Genomic DNA, 20,458 nt, shown 5'->3' with positions numbered 1-20,458 from the left:
GTTCGACTGGACAATCTTAGTGCAAAGATAAAAACGCGTACTGAATGTTGTCTTTGAAAAAAGAAGCATTTTAGCAAGAGACAAATAGAGAATGAACCTCTGCACAGCTTGCTGTGCAGAGGTTCATTTACAGCTCTTATCATAATAATATGCAAATTATAAAGCTATATATTTCGCTTTTTTTACACCTTTTATTTTTGCAATTTTGTCAATAACATCGTTTGAGATAGCGCTGTCAACTTCAATAACAGTAAGCGCTTCTCCGCCGACAACTTTTCTTCCTACATTCATTCCTGCGATGTTTACATTGTTGTCACCGAGCGCGGCGCCCACTCTGCCGACTACACCGGGCTTGTCATCATTAATGATAAGTATTTTTCCGGCAGAAGGTACAATGTCAACGATTAGTCCGTTAATATTTACTATCCTTGGATTTGTATCACCAAAAAGAGTTCCCGACATCAAAAATTCGCCTTTATCAGTTTTGAGTTTGGCGTTGATTGAACCGACATAATCATCTATATCGCGGTTTATGATTTGTTTTATTTTAATTCCTCTTTCCTTTGCTATAAGAGAAACGTTTACGGAATTCACTTTTATATCGAGAATATGGCTTAACAAGCCCTCAAGATAAGCCACTGTAAGCGGATTGATATTAAAGGCTGCAATATTTCCGAAATAGCTTATCTCTACATTTATAATTCCACCTTCGGCAATTTGCCCCTGAAAAGAACCGATTTTTGAAGCAAGTTCTATGTAAGGTTTCATTTTCTTATAAGTTTCCCAATCAACCGTAGGAACGTTTACGGCATTTCTTATAAGACCTTTAGTAAAAAAATCTATTATAACTTCGCTCATTTCCTGCGCTATTTTTACCTGCGCTTCCTCGGTTGATGCAGCTAAATGAGGAGTGGCTATTACGTTTTCAGTTTCAATTAAAGTCCATTCTTCCGGAGGTTCCTTTATAAAAACGTCCAGAGCAGCGCCCGCAACTTTTCCGGATTTTACGGCTTCCGACAAATCTTTATCATTAATAATCGCACCTCTTGCACAGTTAACTATTCTTACTCCGTCTTTCATTTTGGATATATTGGCTGCGTTTATCATTCCTTTAGTATCGTCCGTAAGTGGAGAATGTATAGAAAGATAGTCGGACTTTGCAAAAACTTCGTCAAGAGCTATTAAATCTATACCGTTGGCTTTGGCAATTTCGGTATTTGCAAACGGATCGTAAGCCACAACTTTCATTCCAAAAGACAACAGCCTTTTTGCGACTTCAGTGCCTATTCTCCCAAGTCCGATAAGTCCAAGAGTTTTTCCGAATATTTCATTTCCCATAAATTTCTTTTTTTCCCACTTTTTGTTTTTCATTGAAATGACGGCATCAGGAAGGCTTCTAGCCATGGAAAGTATCAGTCCTACAGTATGCTCGGCTACAGAAATCGTATTTCCGCCGGGTACATTTGCTACGATAACTCCTTTTTGGGTCGCTGCATCTTTGTCAACATTGTCAACGCCGGTGCCGGCTCTGCCGATAAATTTAAGTTTTGGTGCGGCCTTTATAAAAGCTTCAGAAACCTTGACTTCAGAACGTATTAAAAGACAGTCTATATCCTTTATAAAATTTTTTAAATCTTCATCAACTGTATCAAATTCTTCCTTAAGCGTTTTGTACTTATCGGAGGAAGGCTTGTCCTTTGTAACTATTTCAAACTCTTTGTTCGATATCAATGCCTCAAGCCCTTCATCACTTTTATAAGTCTTTAAAATTTTATACATTTTTTCCATTCTCCTCCTATTTTATCGGTTTTTTTATGTGGTATTATAACATAAATAAACCTGTTTTTAAAGAAAACGAATCTTGTCAAGTAAAATGACACCAAAAAAGACAAACAACGACAAACTATAATATATTTTCGGTGTCTTTTTTAAATGATTTGACAGGGAAAAGAAGATACACAATAGGCCATCATATGCGGCAATTTTTTTCTATGTTGTATTTATCCGTCAAATTTCATCATTTTAATTTTAAAGTATTCCGATTGTTTTTCAAACTCTTCGGTTACATCGGAAAAATCATCATATAAAAAGCCAAGTTCAGCTTTTAATCGTTTATCCACTTTTGGACCTTCGGCAAGAAATTCTATGTCTTTTTCAATCGAAGCCTTGATAAGTTTTTCTGTATTTATTTGCAGTTCTTTTTCTTTCTGTAATATTTCTTTTTCAAGTTTTATAATTTTTTCTTCAAGAGGTTTTAAAACTGCGGACTTTTTCTGAATAAGACATGCTCTCTGCTTTTTGATTTCTTCTCTGCCCAAATTTTTATTTTTTACATCGTCTTTTGACTTTATGTTATCGCCTTCATCTTCCCATCCTCTGCCGTTTAAAAAATCCCTATAAGAGCCTTCAAAAACGCTTACTCTGCCTCTGTCAAAAACTATAAGCCTTTTGGCTATATTGTGGAGAAGCTCTTCATTATGTGTAACCATTATAACCGAACCTTCAAACTCTTCAATGGCTTCAATAAGACTTTCGCATGATTCCATATCGAGATGATTTGTAGGCTCGTCCAGAAGAAGCAGATGGGCAGGCTTGACAAGTATTTTTCCAAGTAAAACACGGCTTTTTTCCCCTCCGCTTAAAACTTTGATTTGTTTTGATACATCATCGCCGCTAAACATCATCGCGCCCGCAATATTTCTTGCTTTTTGAGGCAGGCATTCGCTGTCAGTACTCATAATTTCTTCGAAAACCGTTCTTTGTGCGATAAGATTTGTGCTGTCCGACTGCACAAAATAAGATATTTTTAAATCGGGATGTTTTTTTATGCTTCCCTCGATGGGAACAATCCTTTCAGCTAAAAGTTTTAAAAGAGTCGATTTACCTTTTCCATTTTTACCTATAACGCATATTCTGTCCTTTTTTAAAATATCAAAAGAGAGTTTTTGCATCAGCATATTGTCCGCAGTATATCCAAAACCAAGATTATGGACTCCCAGCATTTTCGCCGCATGAAATGCAATTCCCGAAAAAGAAAAATCGAGATTTTCTATTTCAGGAAGCTCTTCCATATTTCCCTGTTTTTCAAGACATTTAATTCTGGACTGCACCATGCCCGCAAGCCTTGCTTTCGCTCTGAACCTTCTGATAAAAATTTCTGTCTGTTTTCTCTTTTTCTCTTGATTCTGTCTTGTTTTTTCATAAATCTCTTCTTCTTTTTCTATCTGCTCATAAAGTTTCTGCGTGTTTCCGTATGTTTTTCTTATTTTTGTGCGGTGAATCGCAGCACAATGTGTTATGACGCTGTCCATAAAATTTCTGTCATGCGTTATAAGCATAAGTTCGCCTTTCCAGCCGCGCAAAAAAGAAGAAAGCCATCTTATAGCCACAATATCAAGATAATTATTCGGCTCGTCAAGCATAAGCATATTTGCGTCCGACAACAAAACTTTTGCCAGATTTATGCGGATTTTATAACCTCCGGAAAAGTCAAGAGGATTTTTCAGCATATCAGAAGAGGAAAACCCAAGCCCTGAAAGAATTTTTTCCACTTTCCATTGTTCGTTTTTTTCCATTTTGGGCAATGCCAGACAGGCTTCTTCAACTGCCGTTTGTTTTGTGAAATTGATATGCTGCTCCAGGTAACCTATTTTGTAATTTTTAGGCATGCTTACGGAACCGGAATCGTATTCCGTTTCTCCAAGAATAATTTTAAATAAAGTGGTTTTTCCGTGACCATTTCTTCCAACCAGTCCGACGCGTTCTTTTTCATTGACGCTCAGATTGAGATTGTCAAAAAGAATTCTGCTTCCGAATGATTTATTGAGATTTGCAATTTTTATCATTTGCCGTTATATAGTTTTAATTTTCTGCATATTATATAATATTATTTAATTCTTATATCTTGCGGTATAAGAAATTTTTAAATAATTTTAGAGGAGATTCTTCCATTATGAGCAAGAGAACGTTTATTTGGATATTTGTGGCGATAGTTGGAATTACAGTTATTTCCTGCAATGCAAGAATGCAGTTTAAATCTGCAAAAAATGAACCTAAAAAACAATACATCGAAGAAGCTTCAGTAACTGTGACAGCTCCGCTGCTTGAAAAAAAGAGTTTAAACGAAGAGCAGATTAAACAGTCGCAGAAAGATTCAGTTGAATATGCTGCCGTTTATGGAACATTTTATAAAAAGGCCGAGTATTCGCTGATATACACGCTTTATAAAAACGAAATAAATCTTGAAGACGCGCAAAAAAATATTGTTAATATTTTTGAAGGAAAATCGTTTAAATACGATGTTTCACAAAATTCCAAAGGTGAAGACAAGATGGTTACGCTTTCTGGAACTTTTGACATAGATGGAAAACCATTTGGAGCAGAAATTCTGTTGATAAAAAGAAAATTGAATTTCTGGCAAGTGCTTTCGGTTTTTCCTTATTCACAGGCAAATAAAGAGTCGTCAAAAAACTATATAAATTCCGTTATCATAGATGAAGTCATAGTCCATAAGGCGGAAAAGAAAAAATGACAAAACAATCATTGATAATATTTGTAATACTTGCAGCGCTGTTTGCCGCGGTAAATATTTCAGCTAAAAATCAGGAAAAAAAGAATGCTCCCATAGAACAGAACATTGAAACGGCCGCTGTTACCATTACCGCGCCGCCTTTAACCAGACGGGAACTTACCGAGCAAAACGTTAAAGAACAGCTGAAAGATAAAATTAAAACCATATACTTTTACTCTTCGATATATAAAAAAGTCGAATATATCGTCCATTACTGTGAATATAAAAACAAAGCCAGACTTCAGTCGGGAATCAGTACAGCTGTGGCAAAATTTAAAGACAATAAGTTCAACTATAAAACTGTCGAAAATAAAATCGGAATGGCTGACAGTATTCTTCTTGAGGGAACTTTTGAAAAAGGCGGTAAAAAATTTGGGATTAAACAGCAATTTATAACGTATAAAACACATTTTTGGCAGATATTAAGCATTTACCCTTATTCAGTTAAAAACGAAAAAGCTGCCGAAGAATTTATAAAATCAATTTCACTCGGCAGCATTGAAAAAAAATAAATTAACCAGCAAGCGTGCAGTCTTTAACATCAAGCAAAGAGTAAAGTCTTTCATAATCTTCATCTTTTATCATTATTCCTTTTGAATCGTCAAACAAATATAAAATCTTATTTTCACCGAGCAAAACTTCAATGCTTTTTATGCTTTCCAAATTTACTATGAACTCTCCTTCTCCATGTACGCCTGCTTTAGTTCCTCTTACTTTGACAAACATTGTTTCCCCCTCCTAACCGAAATTTTTTATTTTATATCAATTATCCTCATTTTACTCCGCCTGCTTGTTACTACTCAAAATATTTTTAAAAATCTGTCGTTATTTGTTTTGTAATTCCAATTTGTTTGTCTTTCCATTCAATCACACTTTTTATCGCAAGTTTCTGTTGAATTTTTATGAATTGGGTCATATATTCAAAGTCTGGACTGCCTTCTGAAGTGCAAGGCAGCAATATTTCAATAGAATTAAGTTTTGCCGACGAAACTGTATTTGAATAACTAAATGATTCAAGCTGTTTTTTTATAGAGACAGTTATATATAACCCCATTTCAGAATTTTTTATATTTTGTTTTTTTTCCATTAATACTAAAACACCATCAGTAGTTATAAAATTCTCCGGTTGAAAATAAATAACCGCAGTTTGTCTGCCAATGACAATGCTGTTTTTAGGGAATACTTTATTGAATTCTTGTTTGACTTTCTTAACATGACCGTTTGAGTTATCGTTTTGAGCAATAAAAGAAATACCATTTTTATCGGGTACTAGTTGATTCTGATTTTGGATATTACCTCGGCCAATGTAAAATAAATCACCTATACGGAAGGGTTTAAAATTTACCCCCCCCCCCCCCCCCGACGATAATCAACTAAAATCTTTTTCTCTTTTTCCGTAAGTATATAATCTCTTAATCCTGTAACTTTTAAATAGGCTTCAAGCTCGCGAATGCGAGCGGCTTCAAGCTCGCGAATGCGAGCGGTCATATAGTCGTAGTCTGGACTGCCTTCAGACATTACTGGAAGTTCAATTTGTTCAGTTTTAATTTTATTCCAAGTCGCCTTATTTTCATAGCTAAATTTTAATTTAACAGATTTTTTAATAACTACAGATAAATAAATTAACGCTTCCCTTTTTAAATCTGTAAAAGGCTTGATTAAATACGCATTATACAAAACTCCTGTTTTATGAATTTGGGGATATACATCGCCCGTGGAAACGGCACCGTCGGCAATAATGGCAATGCTGTTTTCTACATATTCAAAGTCTGACAAGCGGCCATAATACATAATGCCGTTATCGCCATGCTTTGCATTAACAAGAGGTAAATCAAACTCTTTATTTCTAATTTTAGATAAATTGCCGCGTTTTATATATTTAAACGGATATTCACCGATAAATTTTAAATCAGGTTTATAAAATAAATCTCCGATTCTAAATTTTTTATATTGCATTTATTTGCCTTTTTGTATTTTGCCGCTGCCAAGCCGCTTTTTTTAACTGTTATCTGCCGTTAAAACTTGCTTTACTTCCCATGCCAAATAATCGCTTACAACTTTCATAAAATCGGCTTCAGTCGGTTTTGTGTCAATTTTTTGGTGTTGGTCAAAATTCCAACCCACACCGCTGTCATCTATTTCTTCCATAACGAATTGCTTTTCTAAATTCCACGCAGCTTTGACTTTGGCAGTTTTTCCATTTTTAAAAATTTGAACAATGTCTTGATATCTTTGGACGGGGTTGTCCGATTCAATAATACCGCGCTCGGTTCTTTTATAGCCGTCGTTTCTAAAATCTATAAATTTCACCTGCTTTGACTCATCGTGAGGCTTTCCTGTATGCTCTACAATATAAATCGAAGTCTGTACCCCGGCCATAGGCACAAATAAATCAACGGGCATTTTAATACTTGCTATAAGCTGATTATGCCTTAATATTTCTTTATTTGATTTTATCGCCTTGCCGTTTCCTGCAGAATCTTGAATAATAATTGCCGCTTTGCCGCCGATTTTCATATTTTCTAAGCCAAACTTCAAAAATGGCATTCCGTTTTCCTCAAAAGTAAAAGGCGGATTTAAAAGCAGTTTATCAGCTCTGAAATCGCGATAAAGTTTAGGAGGTTCTTTAAACGAGTCGGCGGCTTTGATATTTGACGAGCCGTCGCCTCTTAAAATCATATTTGTTGAAGCCAGCGTAAACATTTGGATATTTAATTCAACTCCTAAAAGCTGTTCTTTTTTAATTTTTTCTATTTTGTTATTTGCCTTTGTAGAACCTTTGCCATATTCTTTTTCTATCTGCTCAATCATTATTTGCATTGCCGAAATTAAAAAACCTGCCGAGCCTGTGGCTAGATCCATAACTTTAGAATCTTTGTCAACACCTAAAATTTGAGCCATCATTTTTGTAACATACGGCGGCGTTAAAACAATTCCTAATTCTTTCCCATCGCCGAGAGCATACTTTAAAAACTCGCTGTACATTTCGCCCATAATATCAAGATGTCCTGCCATGCCGTCTATGGATTTATAAATATTTTCGTAAATATAAGTAAAAATCTGCTTATTGACGCTGGATTCTTTATTGAGTAGTTTTTCAACTAATTTGTCACGCTCGGTCGTTTTATCGCGCAGCGGAGCTTTTTTGATTTCATTAAATTCAGAAAGCATTAAGCCGCGTTTATCTTGCGGCACATCTCTGGATTCTAAATAATTTTCTATTTGATTTACTATTATCACGCCGTCTCTGCCTGAATTCGTTTGCAAGTCTTTTAAATCGTCAGGGATAAGCCCTGTTTTGAGAAGCTCATTATCCTTGCCAAATAAACTTTGCATTGAAAGAAGCATGCCTGAAACATATAAAACCCTTTGCGGAGCAGTGATTGAGTGATTATGCATTAATTTATTTAATTCTTTGGCGTATTTTTGAAGTTTTTCACGGCTGTTAATTAAAATTTTATGCTTATCTTCTTCGGTAATAGTGGCGTTTTTATAAAAATCATTAAAGGTTTTTTGGTTTTCCAAAAAGTCAAAAGATATATAATTTGACATTTCTTTATAGGCGCCTTCCGAAGAGCCGTAGACATAATAAACTTTGATTTGAACGTTTGCGGCATTGTCGCCGGCGCAGCCTATGGCGATAACTTCGCGATATTTGCCGCTTGCAATCATATTTTTAGCGTAATATAAAGCTCCGTTGACGGCATAAGCGCTGATTGACTTATCATCTTGTTTTATATCTTTATTAGGCTTAAATATGAGTCTGTTTAAATGAAATTTATTTTCAATTATCACAGGTAAAATTGTGTTGTTTTGTTTGAATTTTTCAATTTGAAAATCAGGCACGCCGAAATTTGATTTCTGTTTGGTTTTTGCAGAACTTTTAAGTGCTTCTTTCATATAGTAGGACATTGACGACTTTTGAGTATAGTCAATGTTTTTTCTTTTGCCCAATTTGTCAAAGCATCTTTTTACATAATCGTCAACATCGTCTTCATTTTTCCAGTATGACATTGATATATCTTCTTTTATTTTAGACATTTATCCTCCCGACAGTCAGAGCTGCACGCAGCATTTACAGTATCTTTTCTAAGTGTTAATTTTGGTTGTGATATTATACAAAATTAATGAGGTCGTAATGGCATAGTGCAACTGTAACTAATAGATAAATTAAAAAGGCGGCGCTTTTAAGCGACCGCCTTTTTTATAAAGCAGCTTATTTATTCAAAATAAATATAATCTATATATACAGTTTCATTTGGTATGTTACCATGTTTGGCTTCATTTGCAAAAATAAAATTGGCAAGAATTCCTATTGAAGTTCTATTAATGGCAGATATATCAATTTCATATTTCTGCCATGATGTAGTTAGATTAAAAAGCTTTGGTGTACTTAAATATCCACTATCTCCATTGTTAACACTGCCAAATTCAACGGATAATTTATCTGAAGCTGTAGTTCCTTTTGCATAAAAAACTAGTTTAGTATAAGCTGTCAAATCTTTTTTCGTATACAATTTAAAATTCCAACCACACACTTTATTAGTTTGTGCATCATAATTATTTATTATTACAAAATATTTAGAGGTATCACCAGGAGCACCACCACCATCTGTTTTTTCAGTCATCAAAGCACAAGGAGATGCTTCTTGCCCTGAGGGATATGTCCAAACAAATTCACTATAATTTATCCCTCCGCTTTCAGTAGTCAACCCTGCATCGCTATATACTAAAAACTTTGTAGAGCTTTCACCTCCAGTCCCAGTACTTATTACAACATTGACAACACTGCTGTTTACAGTACCATAGCTTGCTTTAACGGCTGCATTGCCTGCAGTGCCAGAAGGAGTAAATGTAACAGAAGAGCCGCTGTTGCTGGGATTTGGAGATATGCTGCCGGGTCCTGTTACCGTCCAAGTTATCTGGGTTCCAACTCCTGTAACAGTAGTAGTTCCAGCTTTTGCCGTAGCCGTAAATGTAACTGTCTGCGTACTGACGATACTTTGTGTCACCGAAGGAGATATTACAACTGAATCGATTATCAATGGTTCTTCATTTATAGAAAAGTTGACGGGAGCAGAATTTACTCCATTATAAGAAGCGATTATTGTTCCGCTCCCTGTTTGAGTTGTATCAGCTGTAAATACCGTAGAAGAAGACTGTTTGGGAATGCAAACCCCCATAGTTGAAGGATATACATTCCAAGTGACCGATACATTTGGCTGAACAACACCGTTATTTTTAACAATGGACATCAATGTGTGCGAAGGATTACTTGCAGTTATTCTTCCTGTTATTACATCGGGCATTACTTCTACGGTTATTTGGCTTGAGAGTTGGTTTTTATTGGTCTTTTTCCCCTCTGGCGAACAAGCGGTGAGAACAAAACCACACACTAAGAATGAGACTAAGACAAAAACGATTTTTTTCATACTCTTCTCCTCTTTTATTATTAAGCTTAAAAACTTGGCAACGACAAACTACAAACATAAATTGTGGTGAAAGTCACAATGAAATAGAAAACAATATTGATGACAGACCTGGCGGGCGACATTTCTACTCATAAACTATATCATCCAGATAAAATATCGCACCCATTGCGTTGTTTGATTTTGTAATTGTAAAACAAAAACCGCCGATGATATTTGACAAGTCGGCTTCTTCAAGATAAATAAAATATTGTTTCCATTCCGACGTAAGCTCTATCGGTCCTATGGCTCTTGAATCGGAATCTTCATATTGTTTGCCTTGAACACCGCCCATTATAAAATTACTTATAATTTCACCGCCTTCTTCTCCCCTTGCCCAGAAAGAAATTCGTTCCGCTCCTGTAAGATTAAACCCAAAACCTTTGTCTCCCCAGTTGTTTGCTGGTTCAGTCCAATACATGCCTGACCAGCCGGACTTGCCTTTAGGATCATAAATAACTTTTATACATGTTTTGCCAGAATGAGGATTTTCATTGGAACTTTGTTCTATAGTAAGAGAACTGATATCGCCCATCATACCATAAGGCGAATAATGATTCTCTTTTATGCCTACCTCACTATATACATAAAAAGGTTTAAACCCTGATTTGTTCGTAAAAACGGGCGTAGTAACAACTTCTTTTTTTGGTTTTTGCACGGCAGGCTTCGGTAAATCCGATTTAGATATTGGTTTAGGTTTTGGTTTTGGTTTTACAGCCGGCTTAGGAACAGGTTTAGATACGACAGGTTTTGGTTCAAGCACCTCATGCTTTGGTTTAGGTTCTTCTTTTACAATTTCCTCTTCAATTACAGCAGTAACCGTATTTGAGCCAACTGTTACTTCATTTATAGAAATATTTACCGTATTAGTATCGTTTTTAACGGTAAAAACTTCAGATTCAATAGGCTTAATATTTTCATTTTTGTCTTGATCTTTTTTATCATACCATGGTCCCATGCCACATGCTCTTAAAAACATAAGAACAATGAGAATCACTAAAAGAATTATAAGCATAACAGTAGTCTTTTTATTGTCCATTTTATAATTATATCCTCGCGTAATAAAATGTATTATATTACATATATAACGATTTATTTGTCAAATATCAAACCTTTTAGAATATATCAAATAATAGGCGTCATTTTTATCATCATAATAAAAATTTAAATACGACGTAACTGGAGGCAGCAAATCTATCTGATGTTTGCTTACGAAATACGCGTCGACAATCGAATAAAGCCATGTTCCGATAGCGACAAAAGTTAAAATCTGAGAAGTCGTATAATTACTTTCATATTCGTCATAATATTTACCGCTGATTTCATGCTTTTCATATTTATGGAAGGCCTGAGAATTAAAATAAAACGCTCCTGCAGCTGAAACTGCAAAAACTCCAAAAGTAACCCACGCTTTTACGGGCTGATTATTCCATCCCTGCCCCCAGCCTGGCATTAACGCTGAACGCACAAAAGCATTTACAGGCTTAGCTTTGGAAAAATCTAATTTGATGTTTCCCGCATAAGCAGCAGAATTAATAATCAAAACTGCAATAATTGTCAAAAGTATTATTTTTTTCATCTTGATAACCTTATATCGTCAAGATATATCGTTCCGCCACCACAGTACTTATTGTTTTCAGAGTCAATCGGAGCGGTTGAGTTAGGCTGCATTGTGACGGAAATATATGATTTAACCGAAGATGCATTATATGATGAAATATCAACTTCATAATGCTTCCAGTTCTCACTGGAAGGTATTACTATATCTTTTGACGGATACTCATGACCAAAAACGTTAATTACGACTTCAGTATCGCTTGCAAGTTCCGTTTTACACCAGAAAGAGATTTTTGTGTATTTGCCAAAAGTTAAATTTTTTCCGCTGCCATTATTTGTGGTGGTAAACCAAAAAGCTGCGTTATTTACCCGATCACCTTTCTCAAATGTTTCGCTGAAATCTCCGGACCATTTCATTTTTATGCACTTGTGTCCGCTGTGCGAAACGCCATTATAGCTTGCTTCAAGCTCATTGCCTAGATGCCTGTATTTTTCCCAAATATTAGTGTAAGCACCTATAGCGCTGTCAAATGGAACAACTCTTGTTCTGATGTCCCCGTTAATATAAAGTATAAATGGATCTGACCATATTGAAGGATCGGAGTCATATACTCCATTATACATAAGCGACCCGGCCGGATTTCTTTCACAGCCAGCAAAAGCAAGCATAAAAATAGTGAAAAGCAAAATCAGTTTCTTCATTTGTTCATCTCATACCTTATTTCATCCATATAAAATGTACAGCCATTAGGATTGTCCGACCTAGTTACCACAAACGAAAAACCTCCAGCTATATAAGATGTATCTTTTTTTCTTAAATCTATCCAATAAAGCTTCCATTCGTTTGTAAGAACTATCTTCTTCTTAGTTGCTGCTTCTGCAGAATCCGGAAAAGCGCCTTTAAGTCCACCGATTTTAACTTCGCTTACAACTTCACCACCTTTTTCGCCTTTCAGCCAGAAAGTTACATAAGTGGCTTTACTTAAATCGAATCCACCTTGTTTATCACCCCAGTTGTTTGAAGGTTGCTGCCAGTATATTCCAGCCCACCTCTGCGATCCTCTTGGCGTGTACTGTACTCTTATGCAATGTTTTCCTGCATAAATATCTCTGGCATACTGCTGATTAAACGATAAATCTCTGCTATCTCCCATCCAGCCAGAAGGATAGTAATGATTTAATATGGCTTTAAAGTCCGAATAGACGTAAAAAGCAAGCTGAGCTCTTTCCTGCGGTGTAAGATCATCCTGCTTAAGGGCGGCAGATTTATCAATCTTATTTTTAGCAAAATTTGACGACGCACAGGCGCAAATAAAGCTAAATGACAAAAGTAATGCTATAGATAAAGATAAAAAAGATAAATACATTTTCTTATTCATGTTATATTCTCCAAGTCGGCGGCTTTGATTATGCCGCCGCCTTGAAATAATTTTATTATTCGTAAATCATATCATCAAGAAATATCGTAAATCCATTAGGATTGTCATCTTTTGACGCTGCCCAGCAGAAACCGCCTATTATATGGGAAATATCTTTATCTTTAAGATCAATAGTGAATTTCTGCCATTCCTTAGTAAGTTCTATAGGACCGATAGACATAGAATCGGAATCAGCGAATTCTCCCGTAATTCCTCCGACTTTAAATTCGGCAATCTTCTCGTCGCCTACAGCTCCGCGTGCCCAAAAAGTAAGTTTTTTTGCACCGGTTAAATTGTAGCCACCTTTCTTTTCGCCCCAATTGTTAGCCGGATGCTGCCAATAAATGCCAGCCCAGCCTGCTCCCTGAGTCATTTTTCCGCTGTAAGTAATTTTAATACAAGTGTTGCCGCTTCTGGGTTTTTCTGTGTTTGCAAGATTAATCTTAATATCTCCGTAATCCCCCATCCAGCCAGAAGGAGCATAATGGTTTTCTTTTGAAGCATTCTCAACATAAACCGCAAAAGGCTTGAAGGTTGATCCCGCCCTCTGAGCAAAAACCATCACTGAAAGTGATGCCACAACTGATGCCGCAACTAAAAAGCTGAATACTTTTTTCATTATTTCCCCCTTTTTTACCGCTCTGTTTCTATATTTTCTTCTGAAAGATTTACACTTGAATCGTCATCTTTCAATATTATGATTTCAACTCTTCTGTTTTGATCTCTTCCTTTTGCAGTTTCATTTGAAGCTACAGGTCTCAATTTACCGTATCCCACCATCTTGATTCTGCTTGAATCAACTCCTTCTTTCACTAAGAAATCCCTAACTGATTTTGCGCGGTTTTCAGAAAGCTTCTGATTGTATGAAACAGATCCTTTCCAGTCAGTATGACCCTCAACGGATATTTTATTGTCAGGATACATTTTGAGAAGATCTGCAACTTCTTTCACTGTCTGCCTTGCACCTCTCTTGAGATTAAATTTATCAAAATCAAACAACACTTTTGCACCTAACGTTATTATGAGTCCTCTTTCGGTTTCTTTTATTTCCGCTTCTTTTGGCGTTGAAGCTACTATTATTCTTAACGGTTCGGTTTCCGCACGATTTCCATAATTGTCTACAGCTTCAAGAATGGCATAATAAGGTCCGTCTGGAAGATCTTTACGCGTACTTTCTTCTTTTCCGTTCCATTCAAGCTCATAAGGGGGCTCTCTGTCTCCGGAATAAGTTTTTACTATTTCTCCGTTTGTATTCTTTAAAGTTACTTTCCACGTATCAATTCCGGAATAATCCGATACCCAAGGTTCAATTATAGCTTTTTGATTGCTTTCAGGATAGATAATATCCGGAGTGACTTTAAGAGCAACTTCAGGAGGCGTTTTATCATATTCAACCACAAAAGGAGCGTCCATATCTTTTGAACCGAAATCCAGAGTCACATCAAAGAGTACTTTAAAAAATATCCTTATTTCATCAAAAAAGCCCATTTCATTTCTTGAAAGCTTCCCTGCTATAGAGTCCAGCACCTTCTGGTTCGTTCTTCTTGCACCCACATATTCTGCTCCGACATTAAACCATTCCCCGATATTTCTGTCTATATGGGCAAGATATATTTCATCATAAACGGAACCGAAATATCTATGCCAGTCTTCCGGCCCCCAATAATTCTTTAAATAGGCGGCTTTAAAAAAATAAGGCTTCCTTTCAACGCTTAAACTTGTTTTAAAATATCCTATCATAGGCGTAATAAATGTTTCTCTTGCATCCTCGCCTTTGGTATTTGGATATGGATAACTTAAAGTCGCCAAATCTTCGCCGATTTCAAAATCGTACAATATTTTCACTTCATCTTTAATAAATTGCGAAAGAAAATACAAGGAGCCTACATATCTGTCTGGAGCGTCGGTACCGTTGGCATACGAATCTTCCCATACACTTGAACCATCATATTCCCAATATTCCTGCCTGTCTAAAAACCCAAAATACCTCTCAAAATTAAGCTTTACCGCAAAAGAAAAAGGTGCATCTTCTTGCGGATTTAAATTGTATCCTATGGGTATGTTCGGCTCATAAATATAAAACCACGTTGAAGGAGTGGGGTCGTAAGTATAGACAAGCGAAAAAGCGCTTGTTTCCCTGTTGTCAAAACCGCTTACAGGATTGCGCCACCAAACCCAAAAAGGACTTTCAGGCCCGCGACCACTTGAAACTAAAGGTCCAGAACCTCCTCCAGAAAAAACCATCGGCATTGCTCCAATTAAAGGCCTTTGATAATAGTATCCGCCATATATATTAGAACGATTTGAAAGCTTTTTTTCTGCGGAAATATCAACTTTTTGCCTGTTACCTGCAACCAAACCTCTATATTCGTATCCTAATTTCACCAAATCTATACCCGGTATCTTTTTAGGGATAGAAAGTTTTAGCGAGCCTCCCAGAGCATCAGTTTCTTTAGTAGTATTTTCATAAAATTCATATTTTGTTCCGTCAACACCGTTTCCCGCTCCTACATCTTTAACATATTCATAGTCCCACCCCAGCCTAAACGGTCTATATATCGCTCCTATTTGAAGAGTATTTCCGATTATATTTAAATCTGTACTTAATTCAAACGTGCGCATTCTTTCTCTTGAATCACCAAAATCCCGAGATGATTCAAATAAATTATTCCATTCGGGAACTGTCGGATTTCCATAAGGAATCTGATGATCCGCATAATAAAAATTAATATTGCTGCCAAAAATATTCGTGTATTTAATATATATGCCTTGATTGTAATCCTGAAGAGCCTCCTCGCCGTACACAACATCTAAATCACCCCACACGCCTCTCATTTTCAATTCCCAGTAATCCGCCGTATGATGCCCGGAATAGCGAAGATAATTATCCGGATTGTCCATTACAGGAAACAAATCAAACATATCTCCTTCATAGCGCCAATCCATATGTCCGTAATTTCTGCTGTATGTCAAACTAGCCCAATCGTTTTTTATACCGATTCTAGCGCTATGCCATTCAAAATGAGGACCTCTTACATCCCATACGTCCATTCTGTGTTCCTGATTTATCGGAACCCAGTATTTATCAGCATAATCGCCTATCATGGCAAAACCGAATTCGGCAAAAAACCAATCGAGCGGTTTAATGCCAACGTTAAATAAAAAAGTCTGGCCAAAAGTATCCTGCCATTTATTGTCCACATTTAAAGGTTTTCCGTTAGCACCTACGGGTTTGTAATTGAAATATTTATTTATGCCCAGAATATCGTTTGAAGTGTACCAATAATCTCCGAGTTTATGGAAAATAAAATCAAAAATAAATTCTCCTTTAATTGCGATTGTACCTGTATCAAGGTTATCCGCATCAATTCTGTTATAGTTTACATAAGGGCTGAATACGTCTGAACCTGCTGCATGTGAAAAAGAAGTGAAAGAAATACTTATAAAAAATAATAAAACTAAAGCCGTAAGAATCGGATAAAATTTCATTAAATGCAATCCTTATTTATAGACTTAATTATTAATTTTACATTATAAATAAGTTTCTGTCAATGAATAAGAAGCAAATTCAAATTCAACATGCCAATTGAAGCAAAAGAAAAAGATTAATCTAGTAGCTATTGTTAAATTTTTAAAAGGGAAAAGGAAGTTAGCGGCAGGCAGTGTCGTTGTGTCTTTTTTTTGATGACAAATCAGCTGGATTGTCAATATAAAACAAGCTTGCAGTCAAACAATGCTTTGTATTGATATGTTTTCTAAAATGCCAAAAGCCTTTGTTAAGTTAATAACTTATGATATATAGAATGGACAATACAGGAGGTCTTATTAGCAACTTCTTGAATCCACAACCTACTCTCTTGCGGATATATCGTCAACCCACAAAGATTCCTGATATGTATAATATACTTCTCTCAAATGTCTTTTAAAAGGGCTTTGTTTACCGTCACCCTGTGAGCATATTCCGAGCCATTCGTCATTGAACAAACCGTCATTTGTCGGTCCTTTCCATGAACCTAGCAGCGTGTCATGCACTTTCGGAGAACCTATAAGCCACCATTTGTCAAGCCAGCAATAAATAACTCCGCCTATCGCATTTCCTTTGCCTTTCCCCCAATAACTGTTTTGTTCTATATCTCTCCATGCCGTAGCATGATATTTGGCCTGATAAAGTTCAGCTTCGGTATCTTTATTTGAATTATAAGAGTCTACTCCAAATTCCGTTATCAGAATAGGTCTGTCAAATTCCGTAATTACTTTATTCCATAAAACTCCAAACCCATAGGGACCAGTATATTGATTAAAACCGAGAACGTCTATTTCGAGAGCAAATTCTTTATAATATTTCAAAAAGTTTGTAGTTGCATTAGATATACCTACAGGGTGGTTACCATCCATCTGCTTTATCATTATGCAGATTTCATTTACAAACTTCGCGTACTCTTCGGGGTATTTCCACGCGTTTGTATTTGTTTTAGTCGAATTTATTTCGTTTCCGGGAACGTCATTTTCATTCCCAAGCATCCACATAAGAACATAAGGTTCATCTTTATGTTCTCTTACCATCTTTCTGACGCTTGCTCTCATTTTTATTTTTTGAAGTTCGTTTGTATAGTCCGTGCCCGATAACCAGTCCGCGCCGCTTCCTTTTGTATAAGCTCCTAAAAAGTTACCCATTATGACTCTAATCCCGTAGGTATAATACAACTCTCTAAGCAGCTCTTTATTTATATTTTCTGAATTATATATTCTTATCGTATTACAGCCCATGGCTTTTAAAAGAGCAAAATCACCTATCGGATTTTCATCTATATTTTGAAATTCGTCCCTGTCTAAGTCTACCCATGAATCGTAGGGAGCATCTATTTTTCCGTTTTTGTTATCGTCTTTCCACATCCACTCATTTGAATCTGGATATGTACCTATAGCATCTGGAGAATATTCGATTCCTTTAATAAAATAAGGTTTTCCGTTAATGAGCAATTTCCAGCCGAACTGTTCGCGAACAACTTCAATCTTATTGATATCAGCTGCCAACAAAACAGCGTTAAAAATAAGAATAAAACAAAATACAGACAGCAGAGATATTATGAAATATCCGATTTTTTTTAAGATCATTTATTTTTGCCGTATTTTTTCCATAAATCTTTATACATAAAATAAGACTGCCTCAATTGCCTTTTAAAAGGAGTATCTTTGCCATCTCCCTGAGAAGTTATTCCGAACCACTCTTCGTATGCGCCGCCGTCAAGAAAAGGACCCATCCACTGCGTTATTAAATCGTGAGCAGAAGGATCAAATTCCGGAGGAGGACCCGCTTTCCACCATTCATCAACCCATTCGAACACCACTCCTCCCAAAGCATTTCCTGCGCCATCGACAACGCCCGACATATTGTCTTCAAGAGACGTCCAGTTCCATTTATGATAATTTGCCTGCGCGGCTTCTGCTCTTGCGGTCTCCCAGCCTTCCGCATACGCAGGACAGCCAAACTCCGTCACTAAAATAGGTTTTCCATACTCTCTCATAACATCGGACCACAAAGGTCCAAATCCCTGTTCTCCCCTGTAAGCATTGGCTCCATAAATATCTAAATCTGGAGCATTCTGAGCACATTTGTCCAAAAGATAAGTATCGCCGTTACATATTGCCACAGGACGCTGATAAGGGTCTATTGATTTAATAAGTTTTACGCATTCATTGACAAAAGAATAATAGTCATCGGGCTGCTTTTGCGCCTGATTGCTGGTGCCCGCAAAAACCCCCTGCGTGCCGACAGTGCCGTAATTGTTTTCATTTCCTAAAACCCACAACAAAACATAAGGCTCGTCTTTATATTCTTCAACCATTTTGCGAACGCTTGCAAGCATTCTTTCTTTTTGCTCTTTATTTGTGTAATCTGTTCCGGTGTACCATTCCGCTCCTGAATCCACAGCGTACATTCCCAAAAGGTTTCCTATCATGTACATAAAACCGTAATTTTCATATCCATCTCTTAAAAGTTCTTTGTTAAAATTCGGATAATGATATAATCTTATAGTGTTTATTCCCATCTCTTTCATTAATGCAAAATCACCTATATTAGGCTTGCCTGCATCCTGACGTTCAGTTCTATTCGTATCTACCCACGCTTCATATGGTCCATCAATTAAACCGTTTTTATTTGAATCCGCTATAGACCAGCCCATGTCCGTATTAAGAGAACCATTATCCGGAGATAAGCCTATGGGACTTGGAGAATAGCACGTAGCTCTTATAAGATAAGGTTTGTCATCTACGGTAAGCTGAAAATGATTATTGTTATATTGTATAAGTTTTACTTTTCCCGTTCCTATTATTTTTTTTATGCCGATTTTATCTAAATTGACGTATTTTCTTTCAAAATCTTTTGCTTTTGCAGGAACAAGTTTTCCGGGGTTTACATAAAAGACATCATCATTTTTATTGTTATCGTACCTGTTTTTAATAATAATTTCAGCACCTTCAAGTTTTACTCCAAGTTCCGGATATTTTCTCGTCAAATATTTAATTTTATCTATACATACGGTTCCTACATACCAAGGAGTTTTCCACTGCGTATACCCTATGGATTTAGGAAAAAAAACAAGGCAGGCATAATAAGCTTTGACGGCCTGAGCATAATTTCCGGACTTCTCTAAAGCATGGGCGGTGTAATAAAGTTTAACTCCAGGATCGTCTTTTTCTATAGCCCATTTATAAAAATTAGCCTGAAAATCTGCACTGTTTACGAATGCCCATTTATTACCTTTAAGCTTTCCTTTTTTAATATAATCTTCGTATCCTTTTTCTTTAAATATGCTTTGGCTGTTCGGATATATTCCGCTTCCGGATGCCTCTCTTAGTGCCGCCATTTCTTTTACCACATATTTGTAATTCATTTCTCCGAGATTTTGGAATTCGCCATATTTTTCATAATCTATCCACTTTTCCCTCCCGGGATAATCGATATGAAAAGATTTAGAAGTATCATACTTCATTGATTTATTATATTTTTCAGCTGCATCAACAACTTTTCTTACTTCTTTCGGATTAGGAGGTTTTGGGATAACAAATTTTGCTTCCGATTCGGCAAAAGATATTGTGGAAGAAAAAACAAGGCAGGAAATTGTCATAAACAAAAAAACTGATTTCATAATTTTCATCTTATGCTCCCGTATTTATTCTGTTATTTTGAAAGGCTTGTGTACTGGTGGGCAGTGCAGGACTTGAACCTGCGACCTCTTCCTTGTAAGGGAAATGCTCTTCCAGCTGAGCTAACTGCCCAAAATACGAAGTTGAAAGAAAATGATACAAAAAATCTACTAATGTGTCAATTTCATCAAGGTCAAAATAGAGATGTCTCTTTTTTTAGATAAAATAAAGAAGGGGGCATAGAATGAACATTCTCAAAGAAATATAATGAAGGTGAAAGATTTTAGAATAAGTTG

The 20,458-nt window shown here is 36.2% G+C and carries 17 protein-coding genes and 1 tRNA gene; 2 read left to right on the top strand and 16 right to left on the bottom strand.

Translation table 11 applies throughout. The annotated features are described in order from the left end of the window. Window positions 1-156: 156 nt before the first annotated feature. Window positions 157-1,779, bottom strand: coding sequence for a phosphoglycerate dehydrogenase (gene serA, locus LBD46_05550; GenBank protein MDR2426626.1), 1,623 nt, complete (start codon window positions 1,777-1,779; stop codon window positions 157-159). 221 nt (window positions 1,780-2,000) lie between these two features. Then, complete coding sequence (locus tag LBD46_05545; protein MDR2426625.1) at window positions 2,001-3,845, bottom strand: ATP-binding cassette domain-containing protein; 1,845 nt, start codon at window positions 3,843-3,845, stop codon at window positions 2,001-2,003. 107 nt (window positions 3,846-3,952) lie between these two features. Between LBD46_05545 and LBD46_05540 the strand changes: the two genes are divergently transcribed. Both LBD46_05540 and LBD46_05535 read left to right on the top strand, forming a co-directional pair. Continuing rightward, on the top strand, window positions 3,953-4,531 hold the full coding sequence (locus LBD46_05540) for a hypothetical protein (protein MDR2426624.1): 579 nt from the start codon (window positions 3,953-3,955) through the stop codon (window positions 4,529-4,531). Next, window positions 4,528-5,082 carry a hypothetical protein gene (locus tag LBD46_05535; GenBank protein ID MDR2426623.1) on the top strand — a complete coding sequence of 185 codons (555 nt, stop codon included), beginning with the start codon at window positions 4,528-4,530 and terminating at the stop codon, window positions 5,080-5,082. Before LBD46_05540 ends, LBD46_05535 begins: the two co-directional genes overlap by 4 nt. Before the next feature lies 1 nt (window position 5,083). Here the strand turns inward: LBD46_05535 and LBD46_05530 are convergent, their stop codons facing one another. The 14 genes from LBD46_05530 to LBD46_05465 all read right to left on the bottom strand — a co-directional run bounded on the left by LBD46_05530 (window position 5,084) and on the right by LBD46_05465 (window position 20,294). Then, window positions 5,084-5,296, bottom strand: coding sequence for a hypothetical protein (locus LBD46_05530; GenBank protein ID MDR2426622.1), 213 nt, complete (start codon window positions 5,294-5,296; stop codon window positions 5,084-5,086). Window positions 5,297-5,381: 85 nt separating this feature from the next. Beyond that, window positions 5,382-5,894: a restriction endonuclease subunit S gene (locus LBD46_05525; protein MDR2426621.1), complete on the bottom strand. Its 513-nt coding sequence runs from the start codon at window positions 5,892-5,894 to the stop codon at window positions 5,382-5,384. Window positions 5,895-5,911: 17 nt separating this feature from the next. After that, window positions 5,912-6,526 (bottom strand): hypothetical protein, encoded by a 615-nt coding sequence (locus LBD46_05520; GenBank protein ID MDR2426620.1) that lies wholly within the window; start codon window positions 6,524-6,526, stop codon window positions 5,912-5,914. 42 nt (window positions 6,527-6,568) lie between these two features. Further along, entirely contained in the window at window positions 6,569-8,611 is a 2,043-nt protein-coding gene (locus LBD46_05515) for an SAM-dependent methyltransferase (GenBank protein ID MDR2426619.1), read from the bottom strand. 179 nt (window positions 8,612-8,790) lie between these two features. Then, the gene (locus LBD46_05510) at window positions 8,791-9,879 is read right to left on the bottom strand and encodes a hypothetical protein (GenBank protein ID MDR2426618.1); all 1,089 of its coding nucleotides are present in this window, start codon (window positions 9,877-9,879) and stop codon (window positions 8,791-8,793) included. Window positions 9,880-10,126: 247 nt separating this feature from the next. Continuing rightward, on the bottom strand, window positions 10,127-11,077 hold the full coding sequence (locus tag LBD46_05505; GenBank protein MDR2426617.1) for a hypothetical protein: 951 nt from the start codon (window positions 11,075-11,077) through the stop codon (window positions 10,127-10,129). Between the two features lie 60 nt (window positions 11,078-11,137). Continuing rightward, entirely contained in the window at window positions 11,138-11,617 is a 480-nt protein-coding gene (locus LBD46_05500) for a DUF5683 domain-containing protein (protein ID MDR2426616.1), read from the bottom strand. Next, a complete protein-coding gene (locus tag LBD46_05495; GenBank protein MDR2426615.1) occupies window positions 11,614-12,297 on the bottom strand; it encodes a hypothetical protein in 684 nt (227 codons plus the stop codon). Before LBD46_05495 ends, LBD46_05500 begins: the two co-directional genes overlap by 4 nt. Then, entirely contained in the window at window positions 12,294-12,974 is a 681-nt protein-coding gene (locus tag LBD46_05490; protein ID MDR2426614.1) for a hypothetical protein, read from the bottom strand. The genes LBD46_05495 and LBD46_05490 overlap by 4 nt, the downstream gene beginning before the upstream one ends. Before the next feature lie 55 nt (window positions 12,975-13,029). Then, window positions 13,030-13,632 carry a hypothetical protein gene (locus LBD46_05485; GenBank protein ID MDR2426613.1) on the bottom strand — a complete coding sequence of 201 codons (603 nt, stop codon included), beginning with the start codon at window positions 13,630-13,632 and terminating at the stop codon, window positions 13,030-13,032. 14 nt (window positions 13,633-13,646) lie between these two features. Next, the gene (locus LBD46_05480) at window positions 13,647-14,426 is read right to left on the bottom strand and encodes an OmpA family protein (GenBank protein ID MDR2426612.1); all 780 of its coding nucleotides are present in this window, start codon (window positions 14,424-14,426) and stop codon (window positions 13,647-13,649) included. Between the two features lie 2,436 nt (window positions 14,427-16,862). Then, complete coding sequence (locus LBD46_05475) at window positions 16,863-18,128, bottom strand: hypothetical protein (GenBank protein ID MDR2426611.1); 1,266 nt, start codon at window positions 18,126-18,128, stop codon at window positions 16,863-16,865. After that, the gene (locus tag LBD46_05470; protein MDR2426610.1) at window positions 18,125-20,173 is read right to left on the bottom strand and encodes a hypothetical protein; all 2,049 of its coding nucleotides are present in this window, start codon (window positions 20,171-20,173) and stop codon (window positions 18,125-18,127) included. Before LBD46_05470 ends, LBD46_05475 begins: the two co-directional genes overlap by 4 nt. Before the next feature lie 45 nt (window positions 20,174-20,218). Beyond that, a tRNA-Val gene (locus LBD46_05465) sits at window positions 20,219-20,294 on the bottom strand. Window positions 20,295-20,458 lie beyond the last annotated feature (164 nt).

The organism is Candidatus Endomicrobium procryptotermitis, from assembly GCA_031279415.1.
Classification (GTDB): domain Bacteria; phylum Elusimicrobiota; class Endomicrobiia; order Endomicrobiales; family Endomicrobiaceae; genus Endomicrobium_B; species Endomicrobium_B procryptotermitis.
Note: the sequence above shows the minus strand (reverse complement) of the source record. Positions and strands in the feature narration are given on the sequence as shown.

Coding starts and splice junctions, on each gene's coding strand:
- LBD46_05490 (MDR2426614.1), bottom strand. CDS start 12,974: ATGAATAAGAAAATGTATTTATCTTTTTTATCTTTATCTATAGCATTA.
- LBD46_05480 (MDR2426612.1), bottom strand. CDS start 14,426: ATGGACGCTCCTTTTGTGGTTGAATATGATAAAACGCCTCCTGAAGTT.
- LBD46_05475 (MDR2426611.1), bottom strand. CDS start 18,128: ATGATCTTAAAAAAAATCGGATATTTCATAATATCTCTGCTGTCTGTA.
- LBD46_05545 (MDR2426625.1), bottom strand. CDS start 3,845: ATGATAAAAATTGCAAATCTCAATAAATCATTCGGAAGCAGAATTCTT.
- LBD46_05540 (MDR2426624.1), top strand. CDS start 3,953: ATGAGCAAGAGAACGTTTATTTGGATATTTGTGGCGATAGTTGGAATT.
- LBD46_05530 (MDR2426622.1), bottom strand. CDS start 5,296: ATGTTTGTCAAAGTAAGAGGAACTAAAGCAGGCGTACATGGAGAAGGA.
- LBD46_05515 (MDR2426619.1), bottom strand. CDS start 8,611: ATGTCTAAAATAAAAGAAGATATATCAATGTCATACTGGAAAAATGAA.
- LBD46_05520 (MDR2426620.1), bottom strand. CDS start 6,526: ATGCAATATAAAAAATTTAGAATCGGAGATTTATTTTATAAACCTGAT.
- LBD46_05470 (MDR2426610.1), bottom strand. CDS start 20,173: ATGAAAATTATGAAATCAGTTTTTTTGTTTATGACAATTTCCTGCCTT.
- LBD46_05505 (MDR2426617.1), bottom strand. CDS start 11,077: ATGGACAATAAAAAGACTACTGTTATGCTTATAATTCTTTTAGTGATT.
- LBD46_05485 (MDR2426613.1), bottom strand. CDS start 13,632: ATGAAAAAAGTATTCAGCTTTTTAGTTGCGGCATCAGTTGTGGCATCA.
- LBD46_05495 (MDR2426615.1), bottom strand. CDS start 12,297: ATGAAGAAACTGATTTTGCTTTTCACTATTTTTATGCTTGCTTTTGCT.
- serA (MDR2426626.1), bottom strand. CDS start 1,779: ATGTATAAAATTTTAAAGACTTATAAAAGTGATGAAGGGCTTGAGGCA.
- LBD46_05535 (MDR2426623.1), top strand. CDS start 4,528: ATGACAAAACAATCATTGATAATATTTGTAATACTTGCAGCGCTGTTT.
- LBD46_05510 (MDR2426618.1), bottom strand. CDS start 9,879: ATGCCCGATGTAATAACAGGAAGAATAACTGCAAGTAATCCTTCGCAC.
- LBD46_05500 (MDR2426616.1), bottom strand. CDS start 11,617: ATGAAAAAAATAATACTTTTGACAATTATTGCAGTTTTGATTATTAAT.